General features: G+C 64.6%; 11 protein-coding genes and 1 tRNA gene. 5 read left to right on the forward strand and 7 right to left on the reverse strand.

Features of this window, described 5'->3' with window-relative positions; genetic code table 11:
- Positions 1–160: 160 nt before the first annotated feature.
- Together B215_RS0108765 and murA are read right to left on the reverse strand one after the other, a co-directional pair.
- Positions 161–862, reverse strand: coding sequence for an EAL domain-containing protein (locus B215_RS0108765; RefSeq protein ID WP_037513461.1), 702 nt, complete (start codon positions 860–862; stop codon positions 161–163).
- Positions 863–1008: 146 nt separating this feature from the next.
- Positions 1009–2292 (reverse strand): UDP-N-acetylglucosamine 1-carboxyvinyltransferase, encoded by a 1284-nt coding sequence (murA, locus tag B215_RS0108770; protein ID WP_019369275.1) that lies wholly within the window; start codon positions 2290–2292, stop codon positions 1009–1011.
- A 147-nt stretch (positions 2293–2439) separates the two neighbouring features.
- On the opposite strand from murA, the gene B215_RS0108775 reads away from it, so the two are divergent.
- On the forward strand, positions 2440–3147 hold the full coding sequence (locus B215_RS0108775) for a Crp/Fnr family transcriptional regulator (protein ID WP_019369276.1): 708 nt from the start codon (positions 2440–2442) through the stop codon (positions 3145–3147).
- 13 nt (positions 3148–3160) lie between these two features.
- On the opposite strand, the gene clpS is transcribed toward B215_RS0108775, so the two are convergent.
- The 3 genes from clpS to phaC form a co-directional block, all read right to left on the reverse strand.
- Positions 3161–3493 carry an ATP-dependent Clp protease adapter ClpS gene (clpS, locus tag B215_RS0108780; RefSeq protein ID WP_026009101.1) on the reverse strand — a complete coding sequence of 111 codons (333 nt, stop codon included), beginning with the start codon at positions 3491–3493 and terminating at the stop codon, positions 3161–3163.
- Between the two features lie 168 nt (positions 3494–3661).
- A complete protein-coding gene (locus B215_RS0108785; protein ID WP_019369278.1) occupies positions 3662–4387 on the reverse strand; it encodes a phasin family protein in 726 nt (241 codons plus the stop codon).
- 158 nt (positions 4388–4545) lie between these two features.
- Positions 4546–6282: a class I poly(R)-hydroxyalkanoic acid synthase gene (gene phaC / locus B215_RS0108790; RefSeq protein ID WP_019369279.1), complete on the reverse strand. Its 1737-nt coding sequence runs from the start codon at positions 6280–6282 to the stop codon at positions 4546–4548.
- A gap of 130 nt (positions 6283–6412) precedes the next feature.
- Between phaC and B215_RS0108795 the strand changes: the two genes are divergently transcribed.
- Together B215_RS0108795 and B215_RS0108805 are read left to right on the forward strand one after the other, a co-directional pair.
- A complete protein-coding gene (locus B215_RS0108795; protein ID WP_026009103.1) occupies positions 6413–7621 on the forward strand; it encodes an LL-diaminopimelate aminotransferase in 1209 nt (402 codons plus the stop codon).
- A gap of 382 nt (positions 7622–8003) precedes the next feature.
- On the forward strand, positions 8004–8435 hold the full coding sequence (locus tag B215_RS0108805) for an acyl-CoA thioesterase (protein WP_019369282.1): 432 nt from the start codon (positions 8004–8006) through the stop codon (positions 8433–8435).
- Positions 8436–8456: 21 nt separating this feature from the next.
- Here the strand turns inward: B215_RS0108805 and B215_RS0108810 are convergent, their stop codons facing one another.
- The gene (locus tag B215_RS0108810; RefSeq protein WP_019369283.1) at positions 8457–9773 is read right to left on the reverse strand and encodes a cystathionine gamma-synthase family protein; all 1317 of its coding nucleotides are present in this window, start codon (positions 9771–9773) and stop codon (positions 8457–8459) included.
- A gap of 253 nt (positions 9774–10026) precedes the next feature.
- On the opposite strand from B215_RS0108810, the gene katG reads away from it, so the two are divergent.
- Complete coding sequence (gene katG, locus B215_RS0108815) at positions 10027–12234, forward strand: catalase/peroxidase HPI (RefSeq protein WP_019369284.1); 2208 nt, start codon at positions 10027–10029, stop codon at positions 12232–12234.
- 62 nt (positions 12235–12296) lie between these two features.
- Here katG and B215_RS0108820 read toward each other — a convergent pair whose 3' ends face one another.
- A complete protein-coding gene (locus B215_RS0108820) occupies positions 12297–13412 on the reverse strand; it encodes a DUF2171 domain-containing protein (protein ID WP_019369285.1) in 1116 nt (371 codons plus the stop codon).
- Positions 13413–13628: 216 nt separating this feature from the next.
- On the opposite strand from B215_RS0108820, the gene B215_RS0108825 reads away from it, so the two are divergent.
- Positions 13629–13704: transfer RNA gene (locus tag B215_RS0108825), tRNA-Ala, on the forward strand.
- Positions 13705–13822 lie beyond the last annotated feature (118 nt).

Raw genomic sequence — 13822 nt, forward strand, 5'->3', positions numbered from 1 at the left:
GTTTCTCCCGTTGCTCGGCTGCTGCGAGCCTGAACAAGGGGTAAACAATCGCCGCTACCGCGCCCATTCCGGACGTCGCCGCATTGGGTTTCGACCGAATGGGGAATCTACGCAATTCACAGCCGGCAAAGGCGCGTGCGGGTTGCGAGTCGGACTCTGTTCAGGCCGCGCCGTCGAACCGCAGCGCCGGAGCGGGCAAGGCGCCGATCTGCGGCGGCGCGATCGCTTCGCCCTGCATCAGCGACACGCCGAGCGACCGCAGCCGATCATGCTCCGCGCGGGTATCGACGCCCTCGGCGATCAGCCGGATGCGGCCCTTGCGAGCGATCTCGACCACCCGCTCGACCACCAGGCGTCGCGCCCAGCTGGTCGACAGGCTGTGAACCAGTTCGGGCGCGAGCTTGAGCGTATCCGGCGTGAGCAGCGACAGCAGCTCCAGCCCCATGTCGCCCGCCCCGAAATCGTCGAAGGCGATAAGGAAGCCGAGCTTGCGATACGCCTTGACCAGCGCGACCATATGATCGCTTTCGAGGTGGTCGCGATCGCTGAATTCGAACACCAGTTCGCGCGCCGGGAAACCCAGGCGACGGACGATTCGCTGCATCCGTTCGGCATCGGCGACGGGATCGGCGATATAGGTGGGCATCACCTTCACCGCGAGGCGCACGCGGCGATCGATCAGGCCCAGCGCGATTGCTTGTTCCAGCGCCGCAACCCGGCAGCGCAGATCGAACGTGGGGCGCGCCGATTCGGGCAGCGCGGCGGCGAACACGGCCGGGCCTTCGCCGCTCGGCCCGCGAAACGTCGCCTCATAGGCGGTGACGACCAGGGTGTTGGTGTTCACGACAGGCTGGAACGCCATCGTGAAGAGTTCCCGGGGAAGCGGCGCCGGCGCCGCAAGGACGGTCTGGCATTCGAGCACGGGGCATCTCCCGATCGGATCCCCATGCCGTTACGGTAGCGGCGAACGGTTTACCGCAAGTTGACGACCGCCTCCGTGCGGCCCCGTCAGCCGTCGCCGACGCGTTCGATGTCGGCGCCGACGCCCTGCAGCTTTTCTTCCAGCCGCTCATAGCCGCGATCGAGATGGTAGACGCGGTTGACCTGGGTTTCCCCTTCGGCCGCGAGGCCGGCGAGGATCAGGCTCATCGAGGCGCGCAGATCGGTGGCCATCACCGGCGCGCCGGTGAGCTTCGGCACGCCGCGCACGATCGCGGTGCGGCCATGCACTTCGATATCCGCGCCCATACGCGCCAGTTCGGGCACGTGCATGTAGCGATTCTCGAAGATCGTCTCGGTCAGCGTGCTGGCGCCATCGGCCTTGCACAGCATCGCCATGAACTGCGCCTGCATGTCGGTGGCGAAGCCGGGGAAAGGGGCAGTGTTGAGCGTGAGCGGGCGCAAGCCGTTGTCGGCCGCGACTCGCACGCTGTTCGCGGTCTCCTCGACCGTGACGCCGGCATCGACCAGCGCATCGAGCGTGGCGCGCATGTCGTTCGGCGCGGCGCCGAGCAGTTCCACATCGCCGCCGGTGATCGCCGCGGCGCAGGCATAGCTGCCCGCTTCGATGCGATCGGGCATCACCGCATAGGTGGCACCGTGCAGCCGATCGCGGCCGTCAATCTCCAGCGTTTCGGTGCCGATGCCGCGGATCACCGCGCCCATGGCCACCAGCAGATTGCACAGGTCGACGATTTCGGGTTCGCGCGCGGCATTTTCCAGCACGCTGGTGCCCCGCGCAGTGACCGCCGCCATCAGCGCATTTTCCGTCGCGCCGACCGACACGACCGGGAAGCGGAAGCGGCCGCCAGCGATGCGGCCGCCGGGCGCGATCGCCTTCACATAGCCGGCGCTCAGCTCGATCTCCGCCCCCAGCGCCTCGAGCGCCTTCAGGTGGAGATCGATCGGGCGATTGCCGATCGCGCAGCCGCCGGGCAGCGATACCGTCGCTTCGCCTTCGCGCGCGAGCAACGGGCCGAGCACCAGGATCGAGGCGCGCATCTTGCGCACGATGTCGTACGGCGCGACGGTGGAGGTGAGCCGGCCCGCCCGCACGGTGAGAACGCGGCCGAAATCCGTCGGCCGGGTGCCTTCGATCGACGTCGATGCACCCAGCTCGTTCAGTAGATGTCCGAAGCTGTCGACATCTGCCAATCGTGGCAGGTTTCTGAGCGTAAGGGGCTCGTCAGTAAGCAGCGCGCAGGGCATCAGGGTGAGGGCAGAGTTCTTCGCCCCCGAAATCGCGATCTTGCCGGAAAGGCGCTTGCCGCCGCGGATGAGAATACGGTCCATGGCCGGCTTCTAGCCGCTCTGCCCGCGCGCGCAAGCGGTAGGCTGAGAGGGAGGTTGATCGATTTTAATGCGCTGATTTCGTTGCGCTGCTTTGCAGGGGGAACCGGGGGAAGTGCACGCGTGTCAAGAAGTTGTTTTGCCGAAGTATTGAGCGAGCTGATCGAACTGACGCAGCGCGAACGCGACGCGTTGGACGCGCTCGAATTGCGCCAGCGCCATGTGCGGCGCGGCGCGGTGCTGCAGCGTGAGAACGAGCCGTGCGGAGAATTGTTCATTCTCCGCAAGGGCGTGATGATGAGTTACGTGCTGCTCGACGACGGCAGCCGGCAGATTCTGCGGTTCCTGTTCCCAGGCGACATGCTTGGCATCTCCTCGGCGATCTATGCCGAGGCGCCGGAGACGCTGTGCGCGCTTTCCGATTCCGTCGTCTCGCCGTTCGACCGCGCAGCGCTGGCCGAGATCATGCGGACGCACCCGCGTCTTTCGGCGATGATCCTGGTCTATAGCCAGATCGAGCGCGTTTCGCTGACCGACCGTCTCGCGGCACTGGGCCGCACCAGTGCCAAGGCGCGCGTGGCGGCCCTGCTGCTCGACCTGCGCAATCGCTTGCGGGCAACCGACAAGACGATCGACGCCACTTTCGTGCTGGGCCTGACGCAGGAGGAGATCGGCGACGCTACCGGGCTGACCGCGGTGCACGTCAACCGCATGCTGCGGCAATTGGAGGAAGAAGGGATGATCGCGCGCGAAGGCGGCCGCGTCACCCTGCTCGATCTTTCGGCGCTGTCCACCGCGGCCAACTACGTCAATCGCTATCAGGGGCTGGATCTGCGCTGGTTGCCCCCGGCCAGCTGACCGGCCTCGCCGATCAGGCCTTTTCCAGCGTGCATTGTAGCGGATGCTGGTTCTGCCGGGCGAAATCGATCACCTGCGAAACCTTGGTTTCCGCCACTTCATAGCTGAAGACACCGCACACGCCGACACCGCGCTGATGCACGTGCAGCATCACCTGCGTGGCTTCCTCGATCGTCATCCGGAAATAGCGCTGAAGGACAAGGACGACGAATTCCATCGGCGTATAATCGTCGTTCAGCATCAGCACGCGATAGGGCGTCGGCTTCTTGGTACGCGTACGGGTGCGCGTAGCGATGCCGGCCTGGCCGTCATTGCCGCGATCGTCCCGGTCGCCGTCTTCGGCCATACGAATCTGATGGGTGAGTTCGGCCATAACCCTGGGAAAATATGATGCACCGCCCGCAAGGGCAAGGCAGCGTGACGGGGCGGGCATCATTTTGTCCCGCACCAACGCGAAAGGGCGGCCGCTTTCGCGACCGCCCCCTTGCTGGATCCTGGCGTGCCAGGGGCCGGATCAGGCGTTCGCCTTCACCTTTTCCACGGCAACCGCGAAGCGGTTCGACAGCGGCTGAGCGGCATCGCCGGCCAGCTTCAGCATCGCTTCGGTGTGCTTCGAGGTTTCAGCGACATAGGAGTCGAACGCGCCGCGCATATATTCGCTCTGCAGCTTGAAGAAATCGGCCGGCGACTTCACCGAAGCCAGGTTCTTCATCGCCGCGGTCGCGGTTTCGAACGAGCGACGGCTATATTCGGCAGCTTCCTGGCCCATGGCTTCGAAGCCCTTGGCGGCGATGCGACCGGATTCGACCATCGCTTCGATGTTGCCCTTGGCGAATTCGTTGGCTTCTTCGACCAGCTTGGTCGACTTTTCAACGGCGGCCTTGGCGCGCTCGTTCATGTCGCCGAACATATTCTGGGTCTGGGCAGTGGTCGTCTCGAAATTGGTAGCCATGATAGTCGTTTCCTTCGCGGTGCTGGTGGTGACCGCCGGCGCGACGGTCTCTGCGGCCTCGATCGCTTCCTCGACAGCGGCCTTTACAGGCTCTGCCACGGTAGCGGTCGCTTCTTCGATGTTGGTCTTCACTTCCTGCGTTGCAGCGGCGTCGACCGGGGGCGGCACCAGTGCCGCGGCCGGGACGATCGTCTCGGCGGCGGGAATGGGCATGGCCTCCGGCTTGGCCGCAGCAGCTTCGGTGGTGGTCGCCGCTGGCACGATGCCGGCACGCGTTCCCGCTTTCACGGTAGACCTGGAGTTCGTCTTCGGTCCCTTGCTGGCCATATGACTAGCTTCCTACCTATTGCTGCAGTGCAGCATATACGGTCAGCGGCGTCATTTTGCAAGGTCGCTTTGTGCACTGCACAATGCCGCGAATTTCCGCGTTGCAACGCGCCAGTTTGTCAGCGCGTTTTAACATAGATGCCGGGGGCATCCGCAACCGCGGGCAGGGTTCCACCCCCCGGGATTCGTGCTCCGTTGGCCTTTACTTTGGCACGATTCAACGCAGAGAGCCAAATCAACCAATCCGGCCACCAGCTTCCGGCCGTTTCGGTGGCGTTTTCAAGAAATGATTCGAGCGAATCGGCCGGCTCGGAATTGGTCCAGTATTGGTATTTCTTTGCAGTCGGTGGGTTGACGACTCCCGCGATATGACCCGATCCTGCAAGAACAAAGCGATGCGGGCCGCGGAAATGCTGTGTCATCTTCCAGACACTTTTCGGCGGCGCGATGTGATCTTCGCGGCCGGCCTGGATATAGGACGGCGTCGTCACTCGCGACAGATCGATGGGCGTTCCCCCGATCGCCAACGCGCCCGGTGAAACCAGCTTGTTGTCGCGATACAGGTCGGTCAGGTAGCTGAGGTGCCAGGTTGCCGGCAGGTTGGTGACGTCCGAGTTCCAGTGCAGCAGATCGAACGGGGCATAATCCTGCCCCATCAGATAGTTGTTGGTGACATAATTCCAGATCAGGTCGCGGCCGCGGAGCAGGTTGAACGTGGCGGCCATGTAGCGGCCGTCCAAGAACCCTTCGGCGCTGAGGCTGCGGATCATCGCCAGCTGATCGTCGTCGACAAAGATGCGCAGTTCGCCGGCATCGGCAAAATCCACCTGCGCGGTGAAGAAGGTGGCGCTCTTCACCTTTTCCGCCTGGTCGCGTGCGGCGAGCACCGCCAGCGTCGCGGCCAGCGTGGTGCCGGCGACGCAATAGCCGATCGTATGAACGCTTTCGACGCCGAGCAGATCGCGCACGGTATCGATTGCGTCGATCTGACCATGCTCGACATAATCGTCCCACACGACGTCCTTCATCGTCGCATCGGCCGAGCGCCACGAAACGACGAACACCGTAATCCCCTGGTCCACCGCCCAGCGGATGAAGCTTTTTTCCGGCGTGAGATCGAGAATGTAGAAGCGGTTGATCCAGGGCGGGAAGATGATCAGGGGCGTTTCCAGCACCTCCTCGGTCGTCGGCGAATATTGGATCAGCTCGTACAGCGGGGTGCGCTTGACGACCTTGCCGGGCGTCATCGCCAGGTTGCGGCCGAGTTCGAACGCGCCTTCTGCGGTCTGCGTCATCTGGCCCTTGGCCATATCCGACAGCATGTGCTGCAGACCCTTGAGCAGGCTTTCGCCCTTGGTCTCGACGATTTTCTCGAGCACCTGCGGGTTGGTCGCCGGGAAGTTGGTCGGGCTCATCGCATCGATGAAGCCCTTGGTGGCGAACCGGATCTGGTCCTTCTGCCGGGCGTCGACATGTTCGAGCGCTTCGACATTCTTCAGCAGGTGATCGGCGATGACGAAATAGCTCTGGCGCAGGAAGTCGAAGATCGGCTCCTCGCGCCACTGCGGCGCCTTGAAACGCTTGTCGCGGGCCTGTTCTGCCGTCTCGACGAACGGTTCGGCATGGGCGGGATCAAGAAAACGCTGCCAGAGGACCATGGTGTCGGCCCAGAAATCCGCCGTCGCCCGCATTGCCGGGGTGGGATCGAGCAGCATGCCGAACGGCGGCGCGACCGGCACATGCTCCATCAGGTCCAGCCCGTGTTCCAGCATCATCTGCTGCGCGCGGCCCATCACCCAGGTCCAGTGCTGCAGATCTTCCAGGCTGGGCAGGGTTGGGGTGAGCGTGTCGGCCATTCGGTCCTCTCCTTTGCCTCGCCTTAGCGCAGGCAGTGCAATGCGTCATTCCCGACTGCGCCTTTATGGCGTAGAACGCGGGCACGACACAATTTTGTGTCGCAGATAAGAACCCTTGAAAGTCGAGGAAATGTCCGAAGAATTCTACCGCATCAAGCGCTTGCCCCCCTATGTCATCGCCGAAGTGAACGCGATGCGGGCAGCGGCGCGCGCGGGCGGAGAGGACATTATCGACCTCGGCATGGGCAATCCGGACCTGCCCCCGCCCGACCATGTGATCGAGAAACTGTGCGAAGTGGCCCGCAAGCCCGACGCGCACGGCTATTCGCAGTCCAAGGGCATTCCCGGCCTGCGCCGCGCCCAGGCCAATTATTATGGCCGCCGCTTCGGTGTCGATCTCGATCCCGAGACCGAAGTCGTCGTCACGATGGGATCGAAGGAGGGCCTGGCCAGCCTCGCCACCGCGATCACCGCGCCGGGCGACGTGGTGCTGGCGCCGAACCCCAGCTACCCGATCCATACCTTCGGCTTCATCATCGCGGGGGCGACGATCCGCGCGGTGCCGACGACGCCCGACGATGCCTATTTCGAGAGCCTCGAGCGCGCGATGAACTTCACCGTGCCGCGCCCGTCGATCCTGGTCGTCAACTATCCGTCGAACCCGACGGCGGAGACGGTGGACCTCGCCTTCTACGAGCGGCTGGTCGCCTGGGCGCGCGAGAACAAGGTGTGGATCCTCTCCGACCTCGCCTATTCGGAGCTCTATTTCGATGGCAAGCCGACGCCTTCGATCCTGCAGGTCAAGGGCGCCAAGGACGTGGCGATCGAGTTCACCTCGCTCAGCAAGACCTACTCCATGGCCGGCTGGCGCATGGGCTTCGCGGTGGGCAACCGCCAGCTGATCGCGGCGATGACGCGCGTGAAGTCGTACCTCGATTACGGCGCGTTCACGCCGATCCAGGCCGCGGCCTGCGCCGCGCTGAACGGCCCGCAGGATATTGTCGAGAAGAACCGCCAGCTCTACCACAAGCGTCGCGACGTGATGGTGGAGAGCTTCGCCCGGGCGGGCTGGGACATCCCGAGCCCCCGTGCCTCGATGTTCGCCTGGGCGCCGCTGCCGCCGGCGCTGGCGCATCTCGGCAGCCTGGAATTTTCCAAGCAGCTGCTGACCCATGCCAAGGTCGCTGTGGCACCGGGCGTGGGATATGGCGAGAATGGCGAGGGTTTCGTCCGCATCGCGATGGTCGAGAACGAACAACGCCTCCGCCAGGCCGCGCGCAACGTGAAGAAGTATCTCCAGTCGATGGGGGTGAACACGCCGGCGGCGAACGCGGGGTGATGGCCCGATTGAAACGAATGCGGGGTTCGGCTATATAGACCGTGCGAATGACATGGGTTTCCCATGATGCGAGCCCCCGCCGCTGCAACGGCGGGGGCTTTTCGTTTGGGGAGCGCGCTGCAACGCGCCCCCCGCCCGTTGGCCTTAATCCCGACGCGACACTTCCACCACCTTCAGGATGAGGGTGGCGAAAGCGAAGACGACGAGGAGGAAGGCGCACAAGTTTGCGAATGACATCATGCGTCCTCACGACTGCGGCGGCGGAATTGCCGCCGATATCGAGAATGCCAACTTCTAGTCACCGAGCCAACTTGCGGGTTTCTGCGGGTTGCTGGGAATGAACTCAATCCAGATCGTACCTTGCACAAACTTGGAGCTTGTCTTGTCCCGCCCCGGTTTCCCCTTCTCCACCCGCTTCCGCGTCCGTTACTCCGAGATCGACGGGCAGAAGATCGTCTTCAACTCGCGCTATCTGGAATATGCCGATGTCGGGCTGACCGAGTTCTGGCGCTGGGCGAATCTCGCCGAGCTGGGGCCGGTGTGGATGGAGGCCGAGTTCAACGTCGTCCGGGCGCAGCTGGAATATAAGCGGCCGTTCCGGTTCGACGATCTGGTCGAGGCATTCGTACGGGTGGAGCGGCTTGGTAACAGCAGCATGACCATGCGGATCGACCTGTGCCATGCCGAAACCGGCGAACTTCATGCCGAGGTGGAGATGGTGAGCGTGCATCTCGATCTCGACACGCGGCGGCCGCAGCCCATTCCGGATGTGGTGCGGGCGCGGCTGCTCGCGCTGGGCGCGGGAGCGGCATAGACCCTCCCGCGCCTCCCGGCATCACACTGCCTTCAGCGCATTCTCGAAATCGGCGATCAGGTCGTCGGCATCCTCGACGCCGATCGAGATGCGGACGAGGTTGTCGGTGATCGCCAGCGCTTGCTTGCGGGCTTCCGGCACCGACAGATGCGTCATGCCCGCCGGGTGGCTGGCCAGGGTCTCGGTGCCGCCCAGGCTGACCGCGAGCTTGGCGATCTTGAGCGAATCGAGAAAGGCGAAAGCCTCCTTCTCGCCGCCCTTGAGGTAGAGCGAGAAGGTGGAGCCGGCGCCGGTGCAGTGGCGGCGATAGATGTCGGCCTGGCGCTGATCGTCACCGCGTTCGAGAAAGCCGAGATAGCCGACCTTTTCCACCTTCGGGTGGCTCGCAAGAAATTCGCACACCTTGGCGGCATTCTCGCCCGCGCGGCTCATCCGCAGTTCCAGCGTCTCCAGCGAGCGGAGCAGCATCCAGGCGGTATTGGGATCGCAGATGGTGCCGATCGTGTTGCGCATCAGCCGGATGGTGTTGATGTGCGCCTTCGTCCCCAGCACGCCGCCTGCCACCAGATCCGAATGGCCGCCGGCATATTTGGTGAGCGAATAGACCACGATGTCGGCGCCGTGCTTCAGCGGCTGCGACCAGAGCGGGCCGAGAAAAGTGTTGTCGATCGCGATCGGCGGCTTGGTGTCGCCCTTGAAGATCGCGTCGCGGCTGGCGGCGACCGCCTCGACGTCCACCAGCGCGTTGGTGGGATTGGCCGGGCTCTCCAGATAGATCAGCGCGACGTTGCCGGTGGCGGCCTTGGCCAGCACCGCGTCGATCTCTTCGCGCGTGGCCCCCGCCGGGAAGTCGAGCCAGTGGATGCCGAAACGGCCGAGGATGCGGGCGATCAGCGTCTCGGTCGCCGCATAGAGCGGTCCCGAATGGATGATCGTGTCGCCCGGCTTGACCATCGACAGGAACAGCGTGGCGATCGCCGACATGCCCGAGGAGAAGGCGAGCGCGTCCTCCGCCTCTTCCCAGATCGCCAGGCGGTCTTCGAGGATCTCCTGGTTCGGGCCGTTGAAGCGCGAATAGACCAGGCCCTCGGCGCCGCCCGGGCGCTTGCCCGTCACGCCCTCGAAGTGGCGCTTGCCCGCCGCGGCGTTGGGGAAGACGAAGGTGGAGGTGAGGAAGATGGGCGGTTTGAGCGAGCCTTCCGACAGCATCGGATCATAGCCATGCCCCATCATCATCGTCGCGGGCTTGAGCTTGCGGCCGCCGATCTTCTCGACCTCGCCATCGGGGCGGGGGCGGGGGGTGCCGCCGGTCAGATCGGCTTCGGTGGCGTCGGTCATGCAGGCTCTCCGCTTCGTATCTTCTAGATGGTTGCGATTGTAACCGGTTCGGGCGGGCAATCCAGCCAAGTCCGTAACCGCCCTGGCGCAACATCGTTTCGTCTGCGCGACATGGCCTACGCCTATCCGTTCGGATATACTGATATCAGCGGCAAGATCGATCAGTGTACGCGGACTAATCCATTTCATCGATCGCTCTGGCCGTGCGAGGCTTTGCTCCAGACCATAGCCCGAACCAGAAGGAGATGCCCGAATGAACGCCGAATCGCAGTGCCCGATGCATGGTGGCAAGATGGAGGGTAACGCCGTCCTGTTCGACATGACGAACAGAACCTGGTGGCCGAACCAGCTCGACCTGACCGTGCTCCACCAGAACCCGCCGGCCGGCGACCCGATGGGGCCGCAATTCGATTATGCCGCCGAATTCGCGAAGCTCGACCTTGCCGCGGTGAAGGCCGATATTTTCGCGCTTATGACCGATTCGCAGGCCTGGTGGCCGGCGGACTTCGGCCATTATGGCCCGCTGTTCATCCGTATGGCCTGGCACAGCGCCGGCACCTACCGAATCGGCGACGGCCGCGGCGGCGCCAGCTCGGGCACGCAGCGATTCGCGCCACTCAACAGCTGGCCGGACAACGCCAATCTCGACAAGGCGCGCATGCTGCTCTGGCCGATCAAGCAGAAATATGGCCGGGCGCTTTCCTGGGCCGACCTCATGATCCTGGCGGGCAATTGCGCGCTCGAATCGATGGGCTTCAAGACCGCCGGGTTCGGCGGCGGCCGCGCCGATGTGTGGGAGCCGGAGCGCGACATCAACTGGGGCCCCGAGCGCGAATGGCTGCAGACCAGCGACAAGCCCGGCGGCCGCTATTCGGGCGAGCGGGACTTGTCCAACCCGCTGGCGGCCGTGCAGATGGGCCTTATCTACGTCAATCCGGAAGGCCCGGACGGCAACCCCGATCCGCTGCTCGCCGCGCACGACATTCGCGAGACCTTCGCGCGGATGGCGATGAACGACGAAGAGACCGTAGCGCTGATCGCCGGCGGCCATACGTTCGGCAAGACGCACGGCGCGGCGGACCCCAGCCAGTATATCGGGCCGGAGCCGGAAGGCGCGGGGCTGGAGATGCAGGCGCTCGGCTGGGCCAACAGCTATGGCACCGGCAATGCCGGCGACACGATCACCAGCGGCCTGGAAGTGACCTGGACCGAGACGCCGACCCAGTGGGGCAACGGCTTCTTCAAGAACCTGTTCGAATATGAGTATGAGCTGACCAAGAGCCCGGCCGGCGCACACCAGTGGGTGGCGAAGGACGCCGGCGAGGTGATCCCGGACGCGCACGATCCGTCGAAGAAGCATCGCCCGACCATGCTGACCACCGATCTCGCGCTGCGCTTCGACCCCGTCTATGGCCCGATCTCGCGGCGCTTCTACGAGAACCCGGACCAGTTCGCCCATGCTTTTGCCGAGGCCTGGTACAAGCTGACCCACCGCGACAGCGGCCCGCACGCGCGCCTGCTGGGGCCGGAAGTGCCGGCTGAGCCGCGGCTTTGGCAGGACCCGGTGCCGGTAGTGGATCACCCCCTGATCGACGATGCCGATGTGGCGGCGCTGAAAGCGGAGATACTGGGATCGGGCCTGTCGATCGCTCGGCTGGTGAAGACCGCCTGGGCCTCCGCCAGCACCTATCGCGGGACCGACCGCCGTGGCGGCGCCAATGGCGCGCGCATCCGCCTCGCCCCGCAAAAGGACTGGGCGGTGAACGAGCCGGCCGAACTCGCCAAGGCGCTGGGCGTGCTGGAGGGCATCCAGGCGAAGTTCAACGCCGCGCAGACCGGCGGGAAGAAGGTGTCGCTGGCCGACCTGATCGTGCTCGGTGGCACGGCAGCGGTGGAAGCGGCGGCGAAGAAGGCGGGCCATACGCTTTCGCTGCCCTTCGTACCGGGCCGCACCGATGCAAGCCAGGAACAGACCGACGCGCACAGCTTTGCCCCGCTCGAGCCCAAGACCGATGGCTTCCGCAACTATGCCGCCGAGACGATGGGCTTTTCGGAAGAGGAACTGCTGGTCGATCGGGCGCATCTGCTGACGCTGACCGCGCCGGAGATGACCGTATTGGTCGGCGGACTGCGCGTCCTGGGGGCTAATCACGGCGACAGCACGCACGGCGTGTTCACCGACCGGCCGGAAACGCTGACCAACGACTTCTTCCGCAACCTGCTGACGACCAGCTTCACCGCCAAATGGGAAGCGACAGGAGACGGCAGCTTCGTGGCGAAGGACCGCAGCACCGGCGAACCCCGCTGGACCGGCACCCGAGTGGACCTGGTCTTCGGTTCCAATTCGCAGCTGCGTGCTCTGGCCGAAGCCTATGCCACCGATGATGCCGAGGCGGCGTTCGTCGCGGCATTCGGCAAGGCATGGACCAAGGTGATGCACGCGGATCGCGTGGATTTGTGACCCGATGAGGAGGGGGCCGCCCGACAGCGCCGGGCGGCCCCCTCTCTTTGCTTCACGTGCCCTTAGTAGGTGCCCTTGAAGCTCTTGTTGAGGTTGCCGGACGTGCTCCAGTCCTGCGTCGTCGTGTCGCGATCGCCGGTACGGGTGCTGCCCTTGTCGTCATCGCCGAACAGCGCGCTGGTGCGCTCCTCGTCGCGCCAATGGTCCTTGGCCTCTTCCGCTGTCTTGCGCAGGCGAACCTTGTCGTCGACCGACTGGATCCAGCGCGACGGGATCGAATGGTGGCGACCCTCGGCATCGCTGTCATTCTTGGTCAACAGGATGCGATCGCCACGCACCTTGTCGACCGTGCCGACGTGCGAGTCGTCCGATCCGACCACTTCCATGTGCTCGGTCACGCGACGCAGCGAATCGCGCTGACCGGTGCGCTCGGTACGCCAATTCTCGAACTCGCTGTGGAAGCGCTGCGCATTCTCACGACGATATTCGTCATAGTCGCGATCGAATTCCTGGATCCGGCTGCGGCGCCACTCGCCATAATGATTGTCGTGCGTGCCGCCCTCGTTGCGGGACTGCTGCTCGTCATAGCGCTGGTCCATGCGGCGGCGGCGTTCTGCTTCCTCGTCGCCGAACCACGAGCGGACCTCATCGCCCGCGCGATCGAAGAAGCCGCGGTCGCGATCATAGCCCTGCACGCCGCGATCGTCGTTGCGGCCGCGCAAGCGATCCTGGTTCGCGCCATAGCTGCCGCGGCCCTGCTCCTGCTGGCCATAGCCGCGCCCGAAGGTGTCGCGGCTGCCCCAGTCGCGCGTGCCGTAGGAGCGATCGCCGCCATAGCTGCGGTCGCCATAGCTGCGGTCGCCATAGCCGCGATCGCCATAGCCGCGGTCACGATCCTGGCCGTAGGCGCCGCGCGTGCCGGCGTCGTTCCAGCCACGATCGCCATCGTTCCAGCCGCCACGATCGCTGCCATAGCCCTGGCTGCGAGTATCGTAGCGCTCGCGATTCCATTCGTCATTGTCGCGGCCGCGGCCGCGGCCCAGTTCGCCGGCGGCGGCATAGTCGCGCGCGCTGCTATAGGTATAGTCGCGGCTGGAGCCGAAGTCCTGGCTGTAGTCGCTCTGGCTTCGGCTGTCGTTATAGCCGCTCGGACCGTAGGGATTGTTACGGTTCGCCATCGTTTGTCTCTCCTGCTGTGAGCTTGCGGGAAGCGGCGTTATTGCCGTCTGCCCGATTCAACTGTGCGGAGGTGTGAAGAGTTCCGGAAATTCGACCTTGATCCCAGGCGTTCCGCCGTGCGTCGCAGTGCTTCCGTCGATGCGACAAGCCAGTTGCATCGCGCCGCGGGTGCCGCTAATGGGAGCGCCTCCTGGGGTCTCCCCAGGGCAGGCGGCGGGGCTGTAGCTCAGATGGGAGAGCGCTGCAATCGCACTGCAGAGGTCAGGGGTTCGATTCCCCTCAGCTCCACCAGCCGCCATTTCCCCCAATCCGATGATTTCCCTGTGTCGGCGTGAATGACGCTGGCGCGGGTTTCTTGCCGTCCGCATTAGAGCGTTTTCCGATCAATCTGGATCATATCCGCAGGAAC

Source organism: Sphingomonas sp. ATCC 31555 (assembly GCF_000282895.1).
Classification (GTDB): Bacteria; Pseudomonadota; Alphaproteobacteria; order Sphingomonadales; family Sphingomonadaceae; genus Sphingomonas.